The sequence below is a fragment of the Terriglobia bacterium genome (assembly GCA_020073085.1).
Classification (GTDB): domain Bacteria; phylum Acidobacteriota; class Terriglobia; order JAIQFV01; family JAIQFV01; genus JAIQFV01.
The window spans coordinates 121,387-146,893 of the sequence record JAIQFV010000004.1; the positions used below are offsets into that span (position 1 = coordinate 121,387).

Annotated in this window: 17 protein-coding genes; 2 read left to right on the forward strand and 15 right to left on the reverse strand. The window is 57.0% G+C overall.

Annotated elements, in window-relative coordinates; all coding sequences use genetic code 11:
* Positions 1-87: 87 nt before the first annotated feature.
* The 13 genes from LAO21_06355 to fdnG all read right to left on the reverse strand — a co-directional run bounded on the left by LAO21_06355 (position 88) and on the right by fdnG (position 20,371).
* Complete coding sequence (locus tag LAO21_06355; GenBank protein MBZ5552324.1) at positions 88-1,536, reverse strand: FAD-binding protein; 1,449 nt, start codon at positions 1,534-1,536, stop codon at positions 88-90.
* A 156-nt stretch (positions 1,537-1,692) separates the two neighbouring features.
* Entirely contained in the window at positions 1,693-3,234 is a 1,542-nt protein-coding gene (locus LAO21_06360) for a hypothetical protein (protein MBZ5552325.1), read from the reverse strand.
* 111 nt (positions 3,235-3,345) lie between these two features.
* Positions 3,346-4,194 (reverse strand): carbohydrate ABC transporter permease, encoded by an 849-nt coding sequence (locus LAO21_06365; GenBank protein ID MBZ5552326.1) that lies wholly within the window; start codon positions 4,192-4,194, stop codon positions 3,346-3,348.
* Complete coding sequence (locus LAO21_06370; GenBank protein ID MBZ5552327.1) at positions 4,194-5,042, reverse strand: sugar ABC transporter permease; 849 nt, start codon at positions 5,040-5,042, stop codon at positions 4,194-4,196. Before LAO21_06370 ends, LAO21_06365 begins: the two co-directional genes overlap by 1 nt.
* A gap of 56 nt (positions 5,043-5,098) precedes the next feature.
* Entirely contained in the window at positions 5,099-6,136 is a 1,038-nt protein-coding gene (locus LAO21_06375; protein MBZ5552328.1) for an ABC transporter ATP-binding protein, read from the reverse strand.
* Between the two features lie 12 nt (positions 6,137-6,148).
* Positions 6,149-7,477 (reverse strand): extracellular solute-binding protein, encoded by a 1,329-nt coding sequence (locus LAO21_06380; GenBank protein ID MBZ5552329.1) that lies wholly within the window; start codon positions 7,475-7,477, stop codon positions 6,149-6,151.
* A 160-nt stretch (positions 7,478-7,637) separates the two neighbouring features.
* Positions 7,638-9,740: an acetate--CoA ligase gene (acs, locus tag LAO21_06385; protein ID MBZ5552330.1), complete on the reverse strand. Its 2,103-nt coding sequence runs from the start codon at positions 9,738-9,740 to the stop codon at positions 7,638-7,640.
* Between the two features lie 477 nt (positions 9,741-10,217).
* A complete protein-coding gene (locus LAO21_06390; GenBank protein ID MBZ5552331.1) occupies positions 10,218-11,486 on the reverse strand; it encodes an OFA family MFS transporter in 1,269 nt (422 codons plus the stop codon).
* Between the two features lie 403 nt (positions 11,487-11,889).
* On the reverse strand, positions 11,890-13,827 hold the full coding sequence (locus LAO21_06395) for a hypothetical protein (protein ID MBZ5552332.1): 1,938 nt from the start codon (positions 13,825-13,827) through the stop codon (positions 11,890-11,892).
* A 907-nt stretch (positions 13,828-14,734) separates the two neighbouring features.
* Positions 14,735-15,634, reverse strand: a complete 900-nt coding sequence (locus LAO21_06400) for a formate dehydrogenase accessory protein FdhE (protein ID MBZ5552333.1) — start codon at positions 15,632-15,634, stop codon at positions 14,735-14,737.
* A gap of 88 nt (positions 15,635-15,722) precedes the next feature.
* Entirely contained in the window at positions 15,723-16,403 is a 681-nt protein-coding gene (locus LAO21_06405; protein MBZ5552334.1) for a formate dehydrogenase subunit gamma, read from the reverse strand.
* A 2-nt stretch (positions 16,404-16,405) separates the two neighbouring features.
* The gene (gene fdxH, locus LAO21_06410) at positions 16,406-17,308 is read right to left on the reverse strand and encodes a formate dehydrogenase subunit beta (protein ID MBZ5552335.1); all 903 of its coding nucleotides are present in this window, start codon (positions 17,306-17,308) and stop codon (positions 16,406-16,408) included.
* Between the two features lie 18 nt (positions 17,309-17,326).
* The gene (fdnG, locus tag LAO21_06415; GenBank protein MBZ5552336.1) at positions 17,327-20,371 is read right to left on the reverse strand and encodes a formate dehydrogenase-N subunit alpha; all 3,045 of its coding nucleotides are present in this window, start codon (positions 20,369-20,371) and stop codon (positions 17,327-17,329) included.
* 498 nt (positions 20,372-20,869) lie between these two features.
* Between fdnG and LAO21_06420 the strand changes: the two genes are divergently transcribed.
* A complete protein-coding gene (locus tag LAO21_06420; protein MBZ5552337.1) occupies positions 20,870-21,169 on the forward strand; it encodes a hypothetical protein in 300 nt (99 codons plus the stop codon).
* Positions 21,170-21,284: 115 nt separating this feature from the next.
* Positions 21,285-21,944: a hypothetical protein gene (locus LAO21_06425; protein MBZ5552338.1), complete on the forward strand. Its 660-nt coding sequence runs from the start codon at positions 21,285-21,287 to the stop codon at positions 21,942-21,944.
* 225 nt (positions 21,945-22,169) lie between these two features.
* Here the strand turns inward: LAO21_06425 and LAO21_06430 are convergent, their stop codons facing one another.
* On the reverse strand, positions 22,170-23,900 hold the full coding sequence (locus LAO21_06430) for an NFACT family protein (protein MBZ5552339.1): 1,731 nt from the start codon (positions 23,898-23,900) through the stop codon (positions 22,170-22,172).
* A gap of 92 nt (positions 23,901-23,992) precedes the next feature.
* Positions 23,993-24,883: an RDD family protein gene (locus LAO21_06435; protein ID MBZ5552340.1), complete on the reverse strand. Its 891-nt coding sequence runs from the start codon at positions 24,881-24,883 to the stop codon at positions 23,993-23,995.
* Positions 24,884-25,507: the final 624 nt, after the last annotated feature.

Below are 25,507 nucleotides of genomic sequence, written 5' to 3' on the forward strand. Positions count from 1 at the left end.
CACGCCTTTTCAGAGTCCCGGAAGGGAGAATGGGGCCCTGTCCTTCCACCACAAAAACCGGCGTCCGGGAGGTCCGGTCAATCCCTCCTAAAAATATTCAGCCACCCCCGCGATTTCCAGTGGATGAGGTTCGTAAATTCCTTGTCTTTCGCCACAGAGCCGGGGGCGTGGAAACACTTTTTCCGGATTGGATAGATGATGAGGGTCAAAGGCGCATCGGACCAACTGCATCGTATCGAGATCGGGCTCCGCGAACATGACCGACAGGAATTTCTTCTTTTCTTCCCCGACGCCGTGCTCACCGGTAATGGATCCGCCCGCCTGCACACACAGCTCCAAAATGTTGAAAGACAATTCAGTCGCGCTTTGTTCCTGGCCGGGGATGCGTCGATCGTAAAGTACGAGAGGATGCAGATTGCCGTCCCCCGCGTGGAAAACATTGGCCACGCGTATCCCGGCCGCCGCGCTGAGCCGTTCAATCTCGCTGAGCACACGAGGCAAGGCCGTGCGCGGAACAACGCCATCCTGCACGATGTAATTGGGTGAGATACGGCCCACGGCAGCGAACGCGGATTTACGGCCCTTCCAGATGGCAATGCGTTCCGCTTCCGACTGGGCTACCCGGATTTCCCATGCGCCGCAGGAAGTGCAAATCGATTTCACCTGTTCCATGAGGAGTTCTACTTCGGCGGCGGGGCCATCGAGTTCAACCAGCAACAACCCTCCGCAATCGGGATACCCGGCGTGAACCGACGCCTCCGCCGCCTGAATGGCAAGGTTGTCCATCATCTCAATGGCAGCAGGCAGCATGCCCGCGGCGATAATTTCGCTTACGGCCGCCCCCGCTTCATTGGTCGAATTAAACGCTGCCAGGAGGGTTTGGATGACTTCAGGGCGTTTCACAATGCGCAATATGACTTTGGTGGCAATTCCGAGGGTCCCTTCGGATCCCACAAAAACGCCGGTGAGGTCGTAGCCGGATCGATCGAGGGTCTTGCTGCCGAGATGCACCAGGGAACCATCGGGAAGCACGACTTCAAGGCCCAGAACGTGCGTGGTCGTAAAACCGTACTTGAGACAATGCGCCCCTCCTGAATTTTCAGCGACATTTCCGCCGATACTGCAAACCTGTTGCGAAGAGGGGTCGGGCGCGTAGAAGTAGCCTTGGGGAGACACCTGCTGGGTGACACTGAGGTTCAAAACGCCCGGCTCGACCACGACCCGTGCGTTCGGGAGATCCACTTTCAGAATCCGGTTCAATCGGGACAGACAGATCACGATGCCGCCCTGGACGGGAAGGGCGCCGCCGCTGAGTCCGGTTCCCGAGCCGCGTGCCACAAAGGGAAGCCGTTCCCGGTGGCATATCCGCACGACACCCTGCACCTCTTCCGTGGTGTCCGGCAGCAGGACCGCTGTCGGAAGGACCCGATAGTTGGTCAAACCGTCGCACTCGTAGGTGTGAAGCTGCTCCGGTTCAGTGATCAACCCGTCCTTCCCGACGATGGATAAAAACTCTTCCAGGATGCGGGGGTCCATCTTGGTCCACCTCCTTCCAGGGGCAATCCCCGGTGCACAGGCCGAGCCGTTGAGCAAAGATCCCGTCCCCTCACCTTCCATCTCCAGCTGAAAGGCGCCCAGTGCGCCATAGATGAGGGCTTATTCCCCGGAATGCAGCGCTGGTCAATAAACGTATTACACCGGACTGAACTCTTCGCGCGTGATCATCCCCTCGCTCAGGATCCTGGCCTCGCGATACTTCTGCGAGACGGAGGCATCCGCGCCCGCCGGCAATTCGCGGAGGATACGGTCCAGCTCCTCGTCAAAGAGGCGGGTGATGAAGGCCGGGGAATGGTCAACGGGATCACCCTGGTCATCGACAATACGGGCGACGGAGGAATGGCGCATGCGCTGAGAGATCATCAGGCGATAGATACGATCCGTCGCCAGGTCCTCCATGTACCCATCGAGGAGGCTGGCGCCTTTCCCGTTCAATACGCCGTTGCGGTAACGGATGACCGTCCGCACGGCAGCTCGTGTGCCGGCGAGCGAGATCCTCCCGACGCCGGTGGGGAGAGGGCGGAGATCGGGATATCTCACGGGATTGACCGGACGGGCGCTGAGCTGGTTGGGATAAGGGAACTGATTGACCGCGATTTCATTTTGGTCGGGATGTCCGGTCCAGGCGCCATCCATGAGACAGTCGGCTTCGTTCTTCTTGTCCTTTTCGAGGACCGCCAGAGCGCGCGCATTGAGTTCCTGATCTTCACGACTGGGATAGAGGGCGGTCATCCCCCCGATGGCCAGGGCGCCGCGCTTATGACAAATCTCCGGCATGAGCTCGCGCACATTCTGAAAGAATGGGACGTTGTAAGGAATCGTGTTGCGGTCGGGGAACACCCATTTCGGATCCATGAGGTTGAAATGGATCAGGCTGGCCATGTAATCCCATCGCCCCAGATTTAACCCAAGGATGTGATCCCGAAGGTTGAACAGAAATTCTTCCATTTGGAAAGCTGCCGGATGAGACTCGACAAGCGCCATGCACTTGAGATAGTGCGGGGGGAGTCCCCGCGCCTTTGCCAGGGCTTGAAACAGATCGCGCCACCACAACGCCTCTTCCGCGGATTCTGATTTTGGAATATAGATTGAGAGCGGGTGCTTCAAAGTGGCAGGATCAACCTGATAAAAGATCATGGCCACATCAAACAGGGAGGCCGACATCACCTCCCCCTTGAATACACCGGCCTGGTTCAGGTGCAGTCCGCGCGGGCGGATCCAGATCACGGTCTTGCTCTCGTTGATGGAGACCGTCTTGTTTCGCTTCAGATCGAAGTAAGTCAAATCCCCCCGGAGGGCTTGAAGGATATTCTCGATCGCCCGCATGGTGTTCGGCCAGAAATTGGCGGTCGAATCCTCGGTATCGAGCATGACGCCGGGGGCGCCGGAGTTCAGCATCTTGACCACGAGTTCGGCGTCGTCTCCCGGGCCGGTCATCTGATTCCTTTGGTCCGAACACCAGTCCGGCAGCGTGATCCTCCAGGCACTGGTGGTGGCGTCCGAAGACGGGAGGTGGGCAGGGGGGCGGCCGCGGTGAGCCTCTGACAGGACTGCAGCCCGCTTGGCCACAAGCTGCCGCTGCCGGGGTGTAAATTCCCGGTGCAGTGGAAGCAGGAATTCCGGGAAGCCCCGGGGAAGATCCCGGGCCGCATCGAAATCGGGGGGCACACAATTCATTCGGGGATCAAAAGGCATCGAGACCTGACTCGTCAGGGGTTCCGCCATGGCTTTCTCGCTTTCTGAAAATAGAGGGACAATCCGACTGTCCCTCTTTGTTGAAATCCTTTCTCACTTAATCGCGCCGACCGTAAATCCAGCGATAAACCGGTCCAGAAATAAATTGTAGAGGAAGGCAATGGGCAGGCTGGCGATGAGGCAGGCTGCCATCAGTGAGCCCCAGAAGTAAACGTCACCCCGGACGAGAAAAATGGGAATTCCCACTCCGACCATCTGCTGCGATTCCGGCGAGATGAATGTCAGCGCATAAACGAATTCCTGGGTCACCAGCGTGAAGGTAAAAATCACCACCGTCAGGATCCCGGACGTGGAGATGGGAATCACCATTTTCACAAAGGCCCCAAAGCGCGTGAGCCCGTCTACCATCGCCGCATCTTCCAACTCTTTGGGGATCGACTTGAAGAACGCCATCAGCAGCCAGATGGAAAATGGAACTGTGAAGCTGGGGTACACCAGCACCAGAGACCAAATAGTGTCCTGCAGCCCCAACAAGGCCACGACGCGCGACAACGGGATGAAGAGCAGGGTCGGGGGAACCAGGTAAGTGAGGAAAATCCCGATCCCCAGCCGCTGACCCCAGCGGCCAGTCAGGCGCGTCAGCGCATAGGCGGCCGGAATGGCCAGCAGCAAAGTGATGGCCACCACGATCACACCCACCAGGGCGGTGTTACCCAGCCATCGTACATACCGGGTTTCGTTGAAAAGCAGGCGCAGGTGATCCAGCGTGGGTTTGGCGTTCAGAATAAACGGGTTGTTTTCGACAGTATACAGATCGAGGTTCTGCTTGAACGTGGCGATCAGCATCCAGTAAAACGGGAAAGCCAGCAGGACGGTGGCGACGAACAAAACCAATCCCTTCGCGATCCTGGGACCAAGCTCGCGCAAGCCGGTACTCCTCATCAGACCACCTCCGCGCGATGTGCCATGCGAAGCATCAGATACGCAATCAACACCAGCACGGGCACCAGGAACAGGGAAATGGCGGCGCCGGCGGCCAGGTCGCTGCCTTGAATCCCGGTGGCAAAGGCCAGCGACGGCAGCGTTTGTGTGGAGTCGAAGGGCCCGCCGGCTGTCAGGATGTAAACGACGGTCATGTCGGTAAAAGTGAAAATCGTCCCGAACAGCACCGCGACATTGATGATGGGCAACATCATGGGGAGGTTGATCTGGAATAACGTCCGCCAGAAGCCGGCGCCATCGATGGCGGCCGCTTCCGGGATCTCCTTGGGAATCGCAGTGCGGCCGGCCAACATGACGACGGTAGAAAACGGAATCAACCGCCAGCAATGGACAAGGATCACTGAGGCCATGGCGAGATGCGGCTCGCCCAGCCACATGGGCGTGTTATACGGTTTGAAGAAATGAAGCCACACCAACACCCACGTAATCACGCTGTAAATGGAATCCAGGATCCACTTCCACCCAATCGAGCCGAGCGAAACCGGCGCCACCCAGGGCAACAGAATGAGGAAACGCACCAGACCTCGGCCGCGAAACGGCTTCTCCAAGGCGATGGAGAGCGTCCCCGAACAGACGACGACAATCACCTGGGCGCAGACGGTGAAGACGATGGAGTTCTTGAGCGCCATGCGAAAACTGGGGCTTTGAAGGATGCTGCGGAAATTCTCCAAGCCGACGAAATGAAGTCCCGTGCTTCCGATGCGCGCATCACTGAACGCATAAAAGACGGCCAGCATGAATGGCGCCGCAATCACCAGCACGAGGTAGAGAACCGCCGGGCTGAACATGGCGGCCCCCAGGAGCGGGCTCTGCGCCGCCCCGATCGATTTGATTTTTGGGCCGCCTATCGCCACGTGAGGGTCCTCGCCTCAACACGCTTCTCCGTTGTGCGATCGAAGAATTTCAGGTGCCGTTCGGGCACCGCGAAATCATAGGTCGTCCCGCTTTCGAAGGTGTGTCCCAACAGGAGACGGGCAATCACTTCCTTGCCCTCAAACCGGCTGCCGAGCAACGACCCGGAAAGAATGTATTCGGCGCCCAGATACTCCACGTTTTCCACGTGGAACTTGAATGTGATCTTGGCTTCGTCGAGGGTCTCCGACAAGCGGAAATGTTCCGGGCGGAAGCCAACGATCACATCACCATTCTCGATCAGATTCATCGGGGGCGAACCCAAGAAGGTGGCGACAAACGTGTCCGCCGGCTCATCATAGACCTCCTTGGGTGTCCCGAAGTGATGCACCACGCCCTTGTTGAGAACCACGATGCGGTCTCCCATGGCCATGGCCTCCACCTGGTCGTGAGTGACATAAATGGTTGTGGTCCCGATGCGCCGGTGAAATCGTTCCAGTTCCTCGCGGGCGGAAAGGCGGAGTTTGGCGTCGAGGTTGGAGAGGGGTTCGTCCAGAAGAAAGACCGAAGGTTCACGAACAATGGCGCGTGCCAGCGCCACCCGTTGCCGCTCGCCTCCAGAGAGTTCCCGGGGCTTGCGGTTCAACAAGGTGCTGATGCCCAACAGGGAAGCGGCCCACTCCACCTTTTCCTTGTGCGATTCTTTCTTTACTTTTTGCGCTTTCAGCGGAAATGCAATGTTTTTGTAAACGGAGAGATGCGGATACAGAGCATAACTCTGGAACACCATGGCGATCCGGCGCTCGCGCGGCGCGAGATGGTTCACGATTTGATCGCCGATGAGGATTTCCCCCGACGTGGGCATTTCCAGGCCGGCGATCATCCGCAGGAGAGTGGTTTTCCCGGAACCGGAAGGTCCCAGGAAAACCAGGAACTCGCCCTCGCGGGTTTTCAGATTGACGTTGTTGACTGCTCCCAGCTCTCCTTGTTTGAAAACCTTGGTCAGGTTTCGCGTTTCAACGACCGCCATCATTCCCCCGTGTTATTTCCATCTGGCAAAGATACGCTTGTATTCTTCCTCGGCGGCCTTGGCCGCGTTCTCCGGGGTTTCGTCACCCCGCGCGACCTTGGCAAACATGGTGGGAATGACCCAGGTCTTGAAGGCCTCATCAATGGCGGCGGATGCATAGCCCGGATAGCCGACGTTGGTGGCCCACTCCAGCACGTTCCCCAGAACCTTGTACTTGTCGGGCGGGGTTGCCCGCGGATCGTTGGCAATCTCCTGTTTCAGGTTGGGCACCAGGCTGGGGAAGCAGGGAAAGTTGTAGAACTGCCCGGCAACAAATCCGTCATGGAAAGAATCCATGTAGTCGATCAGGAACTGCTGCGCCCCCTCCTTGTTCTCCGCGAATTCCCAGATCACGTAACAGTTCATGACGTGCTCGGCGGCAATCCGGCGCACCGGACCCTTCAGCGCCGGAGAGATCATGATCTTGCTGTCGATCGGCAGGTGCTCTCTTTCGGACTGGCGAGTGACAGAAATAGCATTCGCCACATAGGAAACCCGGCCGGCAAGCATGGCCTGGTTGTTGGAGGGTGGAGTCCAGGTAAATACCTCGGGGGTCTCCGACTCCTGGTACAGCGCCTTCATGAACTTCAGGGCTTCAATGGTGTTCTTGGAGTTGATGGTCACATTGCCCTGCTCATCCTGCTCCGCTCCACCAAACGACCACAGCAGAGCGCGCATGGCCATGCTGCTATCAAGTTCCTGCGACAACCCAATACCACATGGGTGACCGGTCTTGTCCCTGATCTTCTTCGCGCCGGCCCGCAAATCGTCGTAAGTGTCAGGGCCGTTGGGGAATCCGGCTTCGGCCCACCAATCCTTATGCCAGTTGCCGGGGTCGGGGGTGTAGGCGTCAGAAAACGCAAAGTACCTCTTGGTCTTGGGGTTGTACGTGGACCGGTGACCCAGTTCAATCTTCTTCCCGTGTTTCTTTTCGACCTCCTGGTAAACGTGAGTCATATCAACGGTCTGCTTCTCATAGGCTGCCGGCGGGGAAAGGAACATGAAAAGATCGTGGCCTTTCTTCGCGGAGACCTCGGAGGCCGCCCTCGTGTTAAGGTCGACCAGGTTGATATTGTCAACCACGACGTTGGTATTGTGTTTCTGTCCCCATTGCTTGGTAAATGTCCCGTTGAACCACGTGTCAAAAGCGGGCACAAAATGGCTCCATTGGAGAATCTTCAGGGTCTTCTGCGGTGCTTGTCCAAAGTGCATTGCAGGGCCCAGTCCCGCCGCGAGCGCTCCCGTTGCTGTGAGTTGAACGAATTCCCTCCGGGAAATTCCTCGACCTCTCCTCTTTGCCATGGTGGATTCCTCCGTTTAGAAGTTGAGTTTCGACCAAGGGACTCCCGAGGGAAAGGTGTGGAGGCTTGCGCCCGGACACACCATCCCCCTCGGGTTGTTTCGATATGAACCGAAGGTCCAGCGTCTTGCAGCAGGAACCGTTCGAGCCGGCCCTTTACTCTTACTCCTGGGCGCCGAACTGTTTCAAATCCTCAGGACCTTCCTTCAGCTTGACCGCTCCGGTTCCCTGAACATCCTTCCGGATCTGTTCCACGACGTCGGGATTGGCCAGCGTGGTGATGTCTCCCGTATCCATGGTGTTTGAAATAGCGGCCAGGACGCGGCGCATGATCTTGCCGGACCGGGTCTTGGGCATATCCGAAACGATATGCACCGTCTTGGGCCGGGCAATTTTTCCGATCATGGCTTCGATGGTGGCGCTAACCTTATCGGTAATCTCCTTGCTGGGCTTGACGCCCGGTCTCAGAGAGATGTAGATCTCGGGCACACGGCCCTTGATCTCGTCCACCACCGGAACCACCGCCGCTTCGGCCACCTCGGGAATCGTGAGGCAGGCGGACTCAAGTTCCTTTGTACCCAGTCGGTGGCCGGCCACATTAATGACATCGTCCACGCGGCCCAAGATACGGAAGTAACCATCCGGCGCCAGCAAGGCTCCGTCTGCCGCAAAGTAGGGCCAATCCCTCCAGTCTTTGCTCTGGGTATTTCTACAGTACTTGCTGTAGTACTGCCGCACAAAGCGCTCGCGGTCGCCCCAGATGGTTTGGAAGATACCCGGCCACGGGTTCTTGATACAGATGTTTCCCGCCTTCCCCGCCCCCGCCTTGAGTTCTTCTCCCTTCTCATCGTAAATGACTGGATAGATTCCGGGAACACCAGGACCGGCACTCCCGGGCTTCATGGCGTCAATCGCGGGTTTGGTGCTGCATAGGAACCCGCCGTTTTCGGTTTGCCACCAGGTATCCACGATAACCGCCTCCCCCTTGCCGACGGTGTTGTAATACCACCGCCACACTTCAGGTTCGATCGGTTCTCCCACCGTGGTCATGTGCTTGAAATGATAGTGATATTTCTTCGGCTCATCTCCCCCCGCTTTCCTCAACATCCGGATGGCGGTCGGCGAGGTGTGGAAGATATTCACATCGAGCCGTTCGGCGATCCTCCAGACGCGGCCTGCATCCGGATAGACGGGAACGCCTTCATAAATGACGCTGGTTGCCGCCAGGGCCAACGGTCCATACACAATGTAGGAGTGACCCGTGATCCAACCGATGTCGGCCATGCACCAATACACATCCTCAGGATGGATGTCCTGAATATACTTGGACGTCCCTGTCACATATGCCAGATAGCCGCCCGTGCGATGCTGGCATCCCTTCGGCTTCCCCGTCGTCCCGCTGGTATACATCAGGAACAAGGGATCCTCGGCGTTCATCTTCTCCGGCTCGACACGCTTTCCACGGAAGCCCTTGAGGACATCGTTCACAATGAAATCGCGCCCATCCACCAGGGGAGTGGCGGAACTGTACTTTCCCGGATGGCGCTGCCAGATGAGGACCTTCTCGATGTCTTGGCGCTCCTTCTTTGCGGTCGCGACCGCAATCTCCGCCCCGGCCTTGTGGTCGATCAGTTTCCCGCTGCGGTAGTAGCCGTCCATGTAAATCAAAACCTTGCTGCCCGAGTCGGCAGCTCTCAAGCCGCAGGCCTCACCGCTGAATCCTCCAAAGACCACCGAGTGGATCACTCCGAGCCGGGCACAGGCCAGCATGGTGATGGGCAGTTCGGCCACCATGGGCATGTGAATGGTGACCCGGTCCCCCCTCTTCATTCCCGCGAATTCGCGGAGCAGGGCGGCCATTTCATTGACCCGCACAAAGAGCTCCTGGTAGGTGATTGCAATCGGGGCCTCCTCTTCCGGCTCGGGAACAGCAATCAGCGCCGCCTTGTTCTTATACTTGTCCAAATGCCGGTCGACGCAGTTGTAGGAAACGTTGATCTTTCCGCCGACGAACCATTTCCAGAAGGGCGGATCGTTGGTATCCAACACCGTGTTCCATCGTTCATACCAGGTCAACATGTCGGCATATTCTTCGTAGCATTTGGGAAAGTTTTTCTCACTGAACCGCTCGTTGATGCTCGGATCCGTCAAGTTGGCTTGAGCAATAAACTTCTGAGGCGGGCGGTAGTATTCTTCTTCCTTCCAGTGCACCGCAATTTGCGCTTCAGTAGTTTCTGTAACTTGTCCTTTTAGAGTTTCAGCCATGGTACTAACCTCCGTTGTGGTTATGCAAAAAGTTGAAAAGCTGTGTGAATCCCCTGGCTTTCGAGCCTTTGCTCGGAGCGCCCGGACTTCCGGCAAACCTCTACATCAACTGTGGAAGTTTGTTGCGAGGGGCAGTCACGAAGCACTGCCGAGTTTTCTTCAATGGGTAATCCTGCGTGCCCAGTCCCTGGGAAGGATGATTTCATCCATCACCCGGATCCTTGAATTCCCGTCCTAAAAGGGAACCCCCCCCTGCCTGCAAAATCGAGAGGCGCTTCTTAAGCCGGAGAAACTCCGCACTCCCCACTCTTTCGGGCTCGTATCGGCGATTTGTGAATGCGTTACTATAGCACAGTTCCGAATGGACTCACCACCGAAAGAGCATTGTCGTCCACCCCATAGAACGTTTCAGGGATGAGAATAGCGGGTCGATTTTCCCCGGCCGCGATCGCTGACGCGCCTCCCCCTGTTTCCGTGCTACGCGGGTACCTTGACCCCCCTCACTTCGGCTGCCGCCGGAGCATGAGGCCGCTTGGCGAGCAACTCGCAGATGAGGGCGATAAGGGCCAGTGCTGCCGCAGTGTAGAAGGCAGCCTGGTAGTTCTTGAACCTGTCAAACAGCCTGGCTCCGATCCTTGGCCCAATGATCCCAGCTGCCCCCCAAGCCGTAAACAGCAAGCCATAGTTGAGGCCTGCGTTCTTAGTGCCCCAGAAATCGGACGTGGCCGAGCCATTCACCGAGAGCTGCGTCCCATAGCACCAGTACACAATGAACACCATGACATACAGGGCGGCCACATTGCTCCCGGTGAGGTAAAGGATGGGCATGGCGATCATGGAGATGCCAATCATCAGGCGCAGGACGTTGAGGCGGCCAAGCGCATCCGACATCCAGCCCGATAAAATGCGACCGGAGGCATTTCCGAGGGCTCCAACGACAAGCCCCATGGTTGCCAATGCCGTACTTGGTATGCCCTCACTCTTAGCAAAGGGGACAAGCTGGCTGATGACCATCAGGCCCGCCGAGGTTCCCAGCGCATAAGCGATCCACATGAAGTAAAAAGAGGAGGTACGCACCGTTTCGCCGGGTGTGAACTCGTAGGTGGTGGCCGCAGATTTAGAAGCCGGAGCCGGGGACCATCCGTGTGGCTTGTAGCCAACCGGCGGATTTCTCAACAGGAATGCTCCAAACATCGTCATGACGAGAAAGATGCCTCCCAGGATTTCGAAGGTCGTTCGCCATCCATACGCGGGGATGAGGTAGTTGCCGGCGAGCGGACCGAAAATGGCCGAGCCACCACCGTAGCCCGCTACTGCCAATCCCACCGCGAGGCCGCGCTTATCGGGAAACCACTTCGCCATGACGGGAATGGGGGTAGCATAGCCAAAGCCATTGCCCAAACCGCCAATCACTCCAAAACAGATGATCAAGTAGGTTAGGCTGCTCGTGTAAGACGAAAGGAAGAACCCGACACTCACCAGCAATCCGCCGGTGATCGACACCCAGAGAGGCCCGAACTTATCCTGAAGCCGTCCGGCCAAGATAAACGTAAGCGCAAAGACGACCACGGCCCAGGTGAAGACAGAAGATGTATCCGCACGCTTCCAACCAAATTCCTTTTCCAGGGGCGCGACAAACACACTCCATGCATACAAGGAGCCCAACGCCAGGTTCATGGACATTCCCCCGACGACGTGCCACCACCGATTGAGATGGCCTTCGGGGGTCGATAGATTTGTTGCCATAGTGAAGCCTCCTTCTCCTTTTTGTTATTTGATTCCAGAGTTGTCGGATCTTCAGACAACCATTAAACCCTGGGATGTTGTAATTCCCAGGGGGACTACAGCCCTCCCTGAGGCGATGTGCGGCGCCTCAGGGAAGGAAACTTCCAAAAATCCAACCCATTGCACTGATCCAACCCTCCTCCAGGTTTGCCTGTCCCCATGATGGGATCCCCTGTCCCCGTCAGAGGAACATGTCCCCTCCCGCCAGAGAAAAAATTTGAACACTGACCAGGAGAGAACCGCTTCGATTCGTGTGCGCGAGTTTGGCTCCCGAAATGAATGGTCAATTCCGGGGGTCAACCTCCCCTCCAACTGAGGAGTGACGGGAGAAAGGTGATTCACCCTTCTCCCGGATTCGCCACAACTAGAATGTGGTCATGACAGAAAGCTGTTCCCGGCGATCGTGCCAGACGTGAGCCGGGAGGCCTCTGAAAATGGGAAGAGCTCCCACGTCGTTGGCCGAACGCGTGCGGTAGTACGATTCTTCAAAGGCGAAAGTCAAGTACTTGTTGAACTTGTAGTTGAGGTTGGAAAGATACAAATCACCGATGGCCCGATTCGCTGCTCCCACATGGCGAACGTCACGCGGGTTGGCTTCGTCAAACCCGTAATGAAAAGTCATGGACCAACCCGCACCCCGTCCCGCAGGATCCGCTCCCAGGAGACGAGACAACGGCAAGCCGAGCTCAACGAATCCGCCTTTGGCCCTGACGGGACGTTGCGGGGCGATGGTGGGAACGCCATTCTGGAGACCAAAAATGACGGTGGAGGCCCCATCAATGGATAACGCCGACGTTTGTCCGGTCAGTCCCGCGGGGTCGTTGAATTCGGAGAAGATCTGGCCTTCAAAAAAGAACCGCAGATCTTCGCCGTTATAAGCCTTCATGAGCAGCGTGAACCAACGGGTGGGAAGTTGGGCCTCCAGGGTTCCGCCATAGCGGGAACTGTCCACCTGGGCCCCGGTTGGAAACGCCGCTTTAAACGCCGCCGGCACATTGGCGGCCGTGATAACTGCGGCCCGCTGGCCGTACATCCAGCTCGCAATGAGTTGCGCGGGCGCCACACCCGGCGCTCTGTCTAATTGGAACTGAGTCACAAACCGCCCTTCAAGCTCGGGCATGCTGGAGTCGGCGCCCTGCCGCTCGCCGAACCCAAGCTGGTTTGCAATCCCCAGGGCATTCGTTCCCAGATCAGTGGGCAGATTTCCGAAACCTGGAAGGACGAGGGCAAACTCGGGCTCGAATTTCAGATTTCGAGAGCCGCCGACCGTGTAACCAACGCCAAACCGGAACTGAGGCGCGCGTTCGTACAGAGAACCGAACCCGATGCCCAAACCCGTCGTCTCAACGAAATAAGGCAAGGTCGAAGAGGCGAAGGGAGTCCAGTCCTGGCCAAAGAGGGCGAAGGCGCTCGTCTTGTCAGAAAACTTCTTGTCAACCCGCAACCACCCCAGTCGTATCTGAAGCGCATTGGAACGGATCGAAGAAATGTTTCGATTGTTCGCGCGGGAGAAATTTCCTTCAAAATCCGTCTCGATCTTTCCCGTGATGGTGATGGTCTTGGAAGGGTCCAGCCATTCAAAGTCAGCTCCAATGCGGAGCGCACGGGCATTCAGATGGAATTCCGGCGAGCCGAAGGGACCCGTGTCCCCGATCGCAAATCCGGGGAGTGGAAAATCATTGCCCTGGGGGGATGAAGTGTCGTGGATGAGACTCGCTTTAAACAAGCCATAGGGCTTAATCTTGACATCATTTCCAATCCGTATGACCGGCAGCAGACCATCCCGTTTGTAGGCCGCGTCGCCCGCCAGGCCCAACGCGCGAATGGGAGCAACTGCGGGAATCACCGGGGGAGCGGTCTCAGGGGGAGCCGGGGAGGCGCTCGGCGCGGCACTGGTCCAGGGGTCGGCAGGAGCAGTCGCTCGCGCGGACATCGTCCCGGGATCAAGACTGCTCCCGGCATCTCTCGGAACGGCCATCCCGGCATAATTCAGCGAGGCCACCATCGAGCGAGGTGCGGCGGCGGCAGCGAGAGCGAAGGAAGCCGCCATCTCATCGTATTCTTTCTGACTGATGAGCCCCTTCGACACCAGAAGCTTGGCCAACTGCAGCTGGCTCTCGGCGGAAGAAGCGGACTGATTGAGCGATGTCGCCTCCTCGGGTGTGATGATCCCTTTTGACTGGAGCAGGCGGACCAGCGGGTTGGATGCCGGGGGAGAGCCGTCCTTCTGCTGTGCCATGCTCAGACTTGCCATGACAAAAAACACGAACACTAGAAGAATCAATTGCGCTGACTTTTTCATCTGCATACTCCTCCTCAATGGGTTGTCGTGGCCGGAATGCGCGGATCGGTTGGACAGGTTGATTTTAATGTGAAGTCTCATTAAATCGAAAATGGTGCATGCCACAGCCGCGAAGAATGGTCCGCGCTGATGGTGTGGTCTATTGGGTCTGGAAAACCTTTTGCGAAATCAAATTCGAATATGGCAGCGGGCGTGAAATCTTGAGATCAATCGAGTCACTTGAAATTCATGCCAGGATAAATGACTCCCTCAAGATTTGATTCTGACGCGCTGAGGGCGATGTGCGTCAACCCGCAGCAACAACTCCCAGTGAAAATGTGTTATTTCTGAGGATGAAGCCGGTATGAGATGACTTGGGGAATGGGAAAAAGGATTTGGAGGAAGTGAAAGAACCCAACGGGACGGGCCGGTGAGGCATGGGTCGAATAGTTTTGTTGAAGTCGATATGAATTAGGAATGAAAGGGATTCGAACTGGGTCTGTCGGGATGCGACAGCAAGGATGACATCCCCGGAAGAATCAGGCTGGGAATGGCCGGGAGAACACAGTCCTCTCCTGTGCGGTTGAGCACCGGCAGAAGACCTCGCTCTCTTCATCGGGCGTGACCCTTTCGCAGGAAAATTGATTCTGCTACCCCAATAAGATTCGATGACTCTACTTAGAGACTCTTACCCTGTCAAGTGAAATCATCGGCACAAAATTGAAATTCTCGCCTTATTTATTGAATGGAGATTACAACTCCTCGAACACAGGCAGCACTTCAAAAAATCCCCGCAAATCTTCCCTAAACGTGAAATAGGGAGCCGTGTTGATTAGCCTTCTTACTCGCTTCCTCCGCAGGAAACTTGGTCTATCCGTGTGGCGTGGGTGGAATCGGCAACACCCGCTGAGTTGCCCGCGAATCCCGACTACATCCCCGCAAGATTCGGATGAACCTTCCCGTACCCTTGATCCCGGGCCCAGAGGTCAAGAGGAATCGCGGCCAGTTCGTCCACAGGTGGGACCAGGCGGTTGTCTTTCGTCAGATCGATCGACTTGATGTAAAGTTTGCACGCATCGCAGCAATCCACGCGAACGTTTGGAAAATCCTTCGCCGAGTAATAAGGAAGCTTACGAGGATCCATTTCCGAGCAGGACACGCACGCGATGCGAAGGAAGGGCCAAACGGTAAGGCAATCTCCGCACATCAGAAAACGGTGTCCGCCCTCCGCGCTTCCCTCTAAAATGCCGGGCATCGAGGTGTCACTGGAAAGGAATGCGACCTGGGGTTTCCGCCCGCAAAAAGGGCAGACGCGATGGGGCTGCGGCTCCTCGGTCAGGGCGGCATGAGCAGTGGCGTTCACGATGGCCAGCTGTGAGTCGAACGGCAGAGTCTGAGTGGTGGCAAGGAGCTCCAGATAAGGTTGCAGGCAGGCGCGTCCAAAAAAAACCTGTTCCGAAGCAGCCTCCCCATTCCAGTAACCGCTCAACACTTCTTTCCAACACCCCCTGTCATCGGCAAGTTCCTCCGCTTGAGCGGCGAGGAGCTCGGAGCCCTTCTGGCGCGCAAGGTCTAACAAGGAGCCGAATTGAGGCAGGAAGAGCGGGTGATCGACTTCGAAGGATCCCGTGAGGGGTCGATTCCTTGAGGCCGCACCGATCTGCTTGAAGAGGTCATGCTGCCACTTCAGAACCTCCGCGTAAAACACCAGGATCGAGCGCGAAGGCATTCCCGTTTCAGCCAGATTCTCTGCACGTTCAATGCGGCAGGCCCAGGTGTATTTGGTCGGCATAAGGCAGGCGCTCAAAAGGGTGCTTTCTGTATTCATCAAATCAGACCGGGGAAGCGGCCCCCGAAAGACACAAAAAATGGCGGAACAGACCGTCCCGCCATTGAAGACCTGTCCCGGAGGGAAACTATTTCTTCCCTCCGGTGACCTCGCGAAACCAGCGGGGATGGTGCCACTTGGCCCAATCCTTGGTGACCGTGCCACGCGTCATGGCCCGGAACGTGCCAGGCATGGCGGTGGTGGACATGTAAATGTGGTAAATGATCCCGATCACGAAAGCGACAAACGTGATTTCATGCAGCCAGTACGAAATCGTCCGCAAAAAATAAGGGAACGCGGTGGGAAACCACATCACAATGCCGGAGGCCAGGAAGGCAATGGCGCCCCAGAAGACCGCCCAGAAATAGATCTTTTGGCCGGCGTTGTATTTGCCCACATTCTGCAGTTCGCTCTCGTAGCGGATGTAGGGCCCGAAGTTATCCTTCCATTCTTCATCGCCGTGTTCCTTCTTCATCTTCGTCTTCCAGTAGCGGTAGAGAAAAAGGATGGCGATGGTAAAGCCCAGGGCAAACCACGGGTGCAGCGTCCGCACCATCGCCCCTCCCCCGAAGACTCCCGCCCACCCAGCGAAGAAGGGAGTAAAGATCACAAAACCGGTAAACAGCGAAAGGAAGAAGAAAATCGCGACGAGCCAGTGAGTCAGGCGCACCGCGGCGGTGTGACGGACGATCAGACCATCCACCGCAAGATCTTCTTTATTCCGTGCCAAGGTAGCGAGTTGGGATTGAGTCATCACTTCCTGGCTCATGGCTACACCTCCTCTCTGTCAACTTTACGCATGCCCGGGGCCTCATTTCGCCCATACCGGACATAGTGAATGATCGTCCCCAGCAAGGCCCCGATCATCAACAGGGAACCGACCGGCTTGAGGGCGTATTTCCACACATTGACGGTCCAGGGGACGTGTGGATCCTTAGGCAGGCCGTAAAGCTCGGGTTGATCTCCGAGTCCAAGGACATAAATAACCCCGGTTCCCCCGACGCCCGGTGGGTCGTAAACAGCCGCCTTCTCGTAACCGTTATGCTTCAACTGCTCGACCCGGGTATTGGCGATTTGCACCAGATGTTCCTTGGTCCCGAACTGGAGGCAGCCTGTGGGACAAGCCTTGATGCAGGCAGGCTCCAGGCCGTAAGCCAGGCGGTCGGTGCACAGCGTGCACTTATACACCTTCTTGGTCTTCTTGCTGAGGCGCGGGATGTCGAAGGGGCAGCCCGTCACGCAGTATTCGCAGCCGATACAATGTTCCTGCTGGAAGTCCACGACCCCATTGGTATACTGCACGATCGCGCCCGGGGCGGGGCACGCCTTCAGGCAGCCAGGGTCATCGCAATGCATGCACTGGTCCTTCGCCATCAACCAGTGAAACTTCTCTGACCCGTCCGGCCTTTTTTCGACATGCTCGTTGAACCGGATCAGGTTCCAGAAGTTGGCGGTGAGATCGGGCATCGTCTGGTACGAGCCGAACTCGCTGGGCGCCTCCATTACCGCGTCCGCATTAAACAGATCGTTCCACTCCTGGCACGCCACCTCGCAGGCCTTGCACCCGATACAAGTCGTCGTATCAATCATCTTCGCGACCGTGGGTGCGGTGCGCACGCCCGTGGCGGGGGAAGGAGTTGCCGAAATTCTTCTGAGTTCCATGTTGCTGGGCATTTTTAATTTCCTCCTTTCCTATGCCTTCTCCAGAGAGACCAGGAAGGCCTTGTACTCTGGAGTTGAGGAGTTAGGGTCGAGCGCTGTGGGTGTCAAAGTATTTGCCAGGGGTCCGACCGATTTGCCGGCGTAGCCCCAGTGAATCGGGAAGCCGATCTGCCACACGGTTTGCCCGGCGACCTTGAGTGGACGAATCCGCTTGGTCACCATCGCCCTGCCTTCCACCGATCCGCGGGCCGAAGAGACCTTCACGCGATCGCCGTGTTTAATCCCTTTTTCCTTGGCCAGCTCCTCGGGAATCTCCACGAAGAATTCCGGTTGCAGCTGGTTGAGGATGGCTTCGTGCTTGGTCCAGTAATGGAAGTGTTCGGTCAGGCGATAGGTGGTGCACACGATCGGGTACTTATCCCGCTTGCCGTAAACATCCAGGTTGGTTTTGAAGAGTTTCGTTACCGGGTTGGAACTGACCTTCGGGTGCAGCGGATTGTCGACGGGTGTCTCGTAGGGCTCATAATGCTCGGGGAACGGGCCCTCATTCATGTCGACGGCGTAGAGTTTGCCCACGCCTTCGGGATTCATGATGAAGGGCCCGATCATTTCCTCGGGCTTATAATCCGGCTTGTAGTCGGGGACGTCGCCGACCCACTTTTCCCCATTCCACCAGATGCCGGGGCGCTTCGGATCCCAGGGCTTCCCGTTCAGGTCCGCCGATGCCCGGTTGTACATAATGCGACGGTTGGCAGGCCAGTTAAACGCCCAGTTGTGGTAGGCCCCCAGTCCGCCGGAGTCATCGACCGGATTACGCCGCATGGCCAGATTGCCCGCCTCCGTGTAGTAGCCCGAGTGCAGCCAGTTTCCGCTGAGCGTTTTCCCGTCGGCCCGCAGCACCGCGTAACCGGGTACCTGTTGACCCTTCTTGTAATCCACCTTCGTTTTCTCGTCAGTGAAATCCTCGAGGACTTTCCCGTTGACCTCTTTGGCAACCTCCTCGAGATTGGGGTTCTGCGGATTGGAGTAGCCCCAGGCCATGTGGATGACGGGATCCGGGAGCTTGCCGCCTTCCTTGGCGTAAAGCTCTCTCAGCTTGAGGACGAGGCGGCCGATGATCTCCTGATCGGCCTTCGCGTCACCGGGAGGGTCGATAGCCTTCCACTTCCATTGAAGCCAACGTGAAGAATTGGTGAAGACACCGTCCTTCTCCGCAAAGTTGGCCGCGGGCAGCATGAACACCTCGGTTTTGATCTGAGCGGCGGCCGGAGGATCATATTCCTTGGGCGCCTTCCAGAACGAGGCGGTCTCGGTTTCAAAGTTCTCCGCGACCACAAGCCAGTCGAGCCGCGAAAGGGCCTGCACCATCTTCTTGGAATGCGGGCCATTGGCGACCGGGTTCATCCCAAACGAAACGAGGCCTTTGACGATCCCGTTGTAAGCCCCGTCGTAAATGTAGACCCACGAATAATCGCGGTCCATCTTCGGCAACCAGGAATACGCAAAGTCGTTTTCCGGGGTGGCGGCACTGCCCCAGAAGGCCTTCAACATCGATACCATGAACTTGTCGGTGTTTTCCCAGTAGTTCATGGAGTTCGGGCGGAGCTTCTTGGGGGTGGTGGCGTCAATGAATTCCTTGAGCGACTGCCATTCCGGCTTCGGCATCTTCAGATAGCCGGGCAACGTGTGAGTCTGGTTCATATCGGTTGCGCCCTGGATGTTGGAATGCCCGCGCAGCGCGTTCACTCCTCCCCCCGGGCGGCCGACGTTACCCAGCAGCAATTGCATGGACGCCGCGGCGCGTATGTTCTGGACCGCGGAAGAATGGTGCGTCCATCCGAGGGCGTACATGATCGTTCCTGCTTTGTCGGCAGGGTACGTGGAACTGATCATCTCCGCGGCCTTTTGGAAATCTTCCTTGGAACAGCCGCAGATACTCGCAACCATCTCCGGCGTGTACCGCGAGTAATGCTTCTTCATCAATTGAAATACACACCGCGGGTCCTCCAGCGTCATGTCAATCTTGACGAAATTATCCGGGCCCATTTCGTACGCCCACGTGGACTTATCATAGGCGCGCTTCTGTGGATCAAAGCCGGAGAACAGACCCTCGTTGTCACCGGGAAGCTGGAAGCCTTCCTTGATGAGGTAAGAAGCATTGGTGTAGTTAGCAACATATTCTTTGTGGATGCGGTTGTTGGCAAGCATGAAGTTCATCACGCCCGCCAGGAAAGCGATATCCGTGCCCGACCGGATCTGGACGAAATGATCGCTCACCGCCGCCGTGCGATTGAATCGGGGATCGACGCACACCAGCTTGGCGTTCCGCGTCTTCTTGGCTTCGATGGCCCACTTGAACCCGCACGGATGGTTTTCTGCCGGATTCCCGCCCATCACCAGGATCACATCGGCATTCTTGATATCGACCCAATTGTTGGTCATGGCCCCGCGACCGAAGGTGGCGCCCAAACTGGACACCGTGGGGCCGTGTCAAAGTCGCGCCTGATTGTCGGTATACAAGACGCCGAGGGAACGCAGCCACTTCACCAACAAATAATTGACTTCATTATTGTCGGTACAGCCACCGACGATGGCCATGCCGGGACACTGGTTCACCGTCTGTCCCGCCGCGTTCTTTTCGATGAAGGTGTCATCCCGCGTCTTCTTCATGCGCTGCGCGATGGTGTCGATCATCCAGTCCCAGCTCTTTTCCTCCCAATGGTCGGAACCGGGAGCCCGGTACATCGGCTTCGTCAGGCGGGTATTGTTGACGATGTCGTGCTTGAGGGTGATCCCTTTGGGACAAAGCGTGCCGCGGTTGACGGGATGATCCGGGTCGCCTTCGACGTGAACGACGGTCGTGCCGGTCACGTTTTTGGATTTGTCGCCCAGGGTGTGAATGATCACGCCACAACTCACCGCACAGTACGGACAGATCGAGCGGGTTTCAGTGGTGCGCTCAATCTTCAATTCGCGCACGACAGCATAAGCGGGGGCGAGATCGAAGCCAAAGGCAACAATCCCCACGCCGCCGGCCGTTGAGATTTTTAGAAATTCCCTCCGTGAGACAGCCATAAGCTCTCTCCTCCTTGAAGAGCCAAAAGCAGATTGATGGGGTGAACAGCAAGCGAACAGGAAGGGCGGCTCCAGCGCCGCACCCGGGTGTCCCCAGACAGACACCACCCCCCGAGCAGATCGTGGCCTGACCTTTCCTTGAGTGGTTTGTGCAGCGAGGTCTTCATGAAAACCCGGCAAAGCACTTTCAATCTAAGGATTCAAACTTGCAGGATCAAGGACGAACTTGGGAGCTATTTCTTGTCTGAAGCTCTTGACAACAGATTGGATGAACTGAGTGTATGATTTTGAAACACTCAATAATTAGACCATCCGCTGTCCCCTGTCAATTGGAAAATTTTCGCCCCACGGAATAGTTATTTTCGTCACAATTAATTGTATGCTAATTCACAATGACCCCTGCTTTTGGGGTGAGAAACGGTGTTTTCTGTTGACAGGGGGGAGAATCGAGTCCAGATTTTGATGCGAGCGATCACTCAACGATATTGGAGTCCTGGGATGAAAATCACTTTGAATACCGACCGCGGGCAAATTTCGATGAATCCGTTTGTAGAACGCTTGACCGGCAATTTATTGTCGGGGGTTCTGGAATCGCTCCACGTTCCGGAGGATGCCTCTGTGGCGGAGTTCGTGGTGAACGGCGGCGGCGCCCGGATCGTTGTGTCGCAAAAAGAGGTCCCCTTGATGAATGCCTTCATCAAGAATGTGGTGGCGGATATCTTGCATGTGGTCATGAAGAATTTGAAAGGCACAGACGGGGTGACTCAGGCCACTTTCAGGCTGGAACGTGGCGACTAAGAGATCGATATCAAAGATGCGGCACAGGGGCGATCCGCCGTGGCGGATCGCCCGCGTTGTCTACAGGACCTTTTCACTTTAAAAAGGGGTTTGGCCTGAGAGCCGGGAACAGCGCATGAAACTTGTTCTGGTGGGGGGGCACTCGCGAAACATTGGAAAGACGTCGGTGGTCGAAGGGCTGATTCGATCCCTGCGAGAGTTTCCCTGGACAGCCGTCAAAATTACCCAGTATGGGCACGGGGTCTGCGCCGTCAACGGCGAGTCCTGCGGATGCGCGGTCAGCGAACATCAGTTTGCAGTCGTGGAAGAGAAGGAAGTAACCACGGGTACCGACACCTCCCGATTTCTCGCCGCCGGGGCGCGGCGCTCCCTTTGGGTGCGCACCAAGCAAGGTGAATTGTTTACGGCGCTTCCCGCGTTCCAGAAGGAGATCGAGGATGAGGATTTTGTAATCGTCGAAAGTAACAGCTTGCGCCAGTTCCTGAAGCCGGACATTTATCTGCAGGTCCTCGACCCCAATCAGGAGGACTTCAAGCTTTCGGCACAAAAATTCTTCGATCTTGCGGATGCGTACCTCCTCGTCACTGATCCTTCTCTCCCGGTGGATTTCGCCAAGGGCCAGGCGCCCTGGCAAAATGTCTCGCTGGCGCGGCAGCTCCGAAAACACACCCCCTGTTTTACCGTGACCGCCGAGGAGAGGTTCTTGAGTGCAGCCGTCGTGGAATTCGTGAAGGCGAGGATTGCAGGAACGGATATAAGGGCAGCGGGGTCGTAGATTCTTTATCGCGGGGGAAAATTCCAAATTCCAAATTCCAAAATCCAAATAGAATCCAAAACCCAGAATCCAATCACCTGACAAATCTTAAGGGCCGAATCGCGACCGAAAACAAAACAATGGATTGAGGGCGGGACCAGGGCTGAAGGCTGTTTGGGTTTTGAGATTTGGAATTTGAGATTTATTTGGAATTTGGAATTTCTCTCCGACTTATCCTCTATCCCCTCACCCGTGTGACTCACCTGATCCGGGGAGCTTGGGCTCCACCAGGAGGGATTGAAATCTGGAGAGAGTCACCAGCCCCGGTTTGGCGCGCTTCGGTTTCTTGACAAATTTTCTCTGGGTCCAATGGACAAGGGCCTTCTGGGCATTGCGGGTCTGGCTGAAGTAAGCGGCCAACTGCGCGGCCTCCAGAAAATCCTGCGTCTCTTCCAGCCTCTCGCGGTTGGGATTTCGGAGGACGACGTGCGAGCCGGCGTAATCGGCGACGTGAAACCAATAATCGTCCGGCTGTGCATATCGGGTGGTGACGAGGTCGTTTTCCTTGCTGTTCCGGCCGACCAGGATTTCATAATCCTTCGTGCTCTTGAAGATGCGGCATTTCTTCCGTTTCCTCTCCGCAGGGCGCATTGGGACGTTTGTTCTCGCGCGGGGGGGATTCGTGTTTTTCGTTGTCTCGCCGGTGTTCGAGGCTTCCTCCCTCCACGAGGTTGAAATCCGCTTGAGTTCGGCGAGGGACTGGGCTTCCGACACCTCGACCAGAGACGATTCGAGAACTCTCACCAGTCGGTGAATGGAATGCTGTCGTCCCTTGATTCTCTCAATTCCCCGTCGGGCACGCTTTGCCTTTTCATGGAATCGCTGGGCATTGGCGGCAGGGCTGAGCCGCGCATCGATCGCAACGGTGAACTTGCGAGGTGTCGGTTCATAGACATCAACCAGTTCAAGCCGTCCGCCCTGGGGATGCAATTCGCCCGGCTGGGCGAGGATCAGATCGGCCACTCTCTGGAGCTCCGCCTCCTTCAAAAACCCTTGAGCTTCGCTTTCGAGCTTTTCCTCGAGTCGCTTGAATTTTTTCAAGGCGGTCCGTGCGTCCTTTCGAAGCTCCTTCCTCTCTTTCTCGAGGAGAACAGTTTCAATGCGCCGCTCGAAAAGGGATTCGACGGCCAGGTTCACAGAATCAAAAATGGTGGCGGGGTACGGACTCAAAGACTCCAGTTCGATCGGTGAGACAAAGAAATTTTGCGCTTGTCCGGGGATTTCGTAGATCCGAGGATGCCGTTCTCCCTGGGCGATGGCCCTGAGAATTTCTGACAGCACCCGCGGCGAGGTCTCCCCCCTACGGTGCGCCCGGAGCAGGACTTCGCGGGCATAGACGGGGCCCAGCCCTCGAACGTGCTTCGTCAGTTCATTCGCATCGGCGGGCAAGGCGGGTAGGGGAGCTTCTGAATCGATGAAATTCTCCAGAGAGGAATCTCCATGTCGGCTGGGTGGGATGTACTGGCCACCGACCGTTAGTTTGCGCCGCTCTGCACGCGGTATCAAGAGGGCCCCCAGAACCCTTCGCCCCTCGTCCAGCAGATAGAGATTCCCCCAGCGGGGCATAAATTCCGCAACCAGCTCGAGAGCGCCTGAGTGTGCTTCGGGCCGGGCGCCTAGAAATTCAAAATGGACCGCGCGCTCGTCCAGCTTTTTCCGAATGCCGGCCAGTCCTGTTCCAATCAACCACTTCCTCAACACCGCGACGAAGGAAGATGGGACATCCGAACTCCACGTCTTTCGTGTGAGGAAGAACAAGGGTGGATCCGTCACATCGAAGAGAAGGCGACCGGAGGGTTTGCCGGAGAATTCAAGTGAAACAGCGGCGGGACTGACTTGAGCCACTTGCACGCAGGAGAGGTGGAGGAGGCTTGACCTCAATTCATTGACGAGCGTTTCGATTGCCAGGTTGTCCATGAGAGGAGGTGCAGACGAGCGATCTTCGGCGCTTGCGGTCAAGGGTCCGCTGAACCGCATTGGGGTGAGACCAAGGAGGATAAGGCACGCCGCTAGGAATCCGGAGTCAAACCCCGAGTGTGGGCCGGATAGGTGCGGGAAATTCGGTCGTGCCACGCCAGGGCGTCCACGTCGAAAAACACCCAGACGAATCCGAGCAGGAGCGATCCCGCCGACACTAGATATCCTGCCGTGCGGAGGGCGATCTCCCCCAGAGAGGGTGGTTCGCCGGAAAAATTGACGAGTGCCAGTCCCCGCAGATGCATTCCCAATGTCTTGCCGGTCGCAGCAGTGAACAGAAGGACATACCCGAGGGCGAAGATCAGGAGTGTGATCAGACCGATGGCCAACGACCGCGGGGCCAGGTTCAAACGCCACCCTTTCGAGTGCAAGAGGGCCAGGACCGGAAGGATGCTGATGGTTTCCAGAGTGGCGATCACCAGAAGATCGACGCACGCGGCCAGAAACCGTTCGCGCACAGAGGCCACCGGCACCGGGAGTCCGGCATGATCTGCACCCGTCAAGGCGCCCCGTGCACCCGCTGAGGCTTCGAATAACAGAGGTTGCTGGAAAAGTTCAGACCGCCGCGGGGGCTGACGCTGCTTGATTCTTTGAACAGATTCCGGAAGTTCAAACCCCTGGGCACCTGCGAAGGGGCGCGGCCTCCCGCCGCCTGCCCGCGGCCTCGCCGAGTTGAACAACGCTTCAAGTTCTTCCTTCTTGACACCCGCCGCACCCGCCGGATGAAGCTTGAAAGCTTCATCCAGGGCCGCTGCCAAATCGTTGTTCGAGGAGGGCGACTCCCTGGGGGGGCCCACGCTGCCGTCCGCTTCCTCTACCCCGCCGTCGCGCGAACGTTCTTTCTTTGGCCCCTCGCGCCGCGCCCTGTACTGGCGGAGCTTTTCTTGCAGTTCCTCGCGCCAAACGAGTTCGGGCGTTGTCACCGGGGTTTCTCGTGATCCCCCCGGTTCTTCAAATAGAGGATGGCTGACTACGGGAAGCGCTGACTCATGGTGAGAGAGCGATTTTCCAATTTCCCGACCCCTGTGGGGAAACTCGATGAGTTTGCGTTCCGTCGGTTGAAGCGCCGGGTGACCGGTTGTCAGGGCGGCATGAGAGTGAAATCCGCAGACGGCGCACCCGGCGTGTTCATCAAACTCGAGAAATCCGCATTGGGGACATTGAACAATATTGGGCACTTATTTGCGCGATCCTCACCACCTCAGACCCGAAGGTGCTTCCCGGAAATCCTGGAAACCGGGTCTCAAAGCGAGGCAGGGTTCCCTGACGCTCGACTCACGCGATTCTACAGGATATCCCGCACTGAATCAAACGATGCGTCGGGCGAACCGGAGGCACGGGAACGATCGAACGATTGAGCTGACGCCAGAGTCATCCCGCATGTCTTAATCCCCCCGGATGAGGAGGATGGATACGACGGTTGGTTCTGCCGGAATGCCGTTGAAAAGCCTATTCAGTCATGGTAACTTAACGACGATCTGGAAACAGGTGAGAGATTAACGAAAGAACCGTCGATACGATTGTCCCTGTCATTTCCCCGGGCCTTC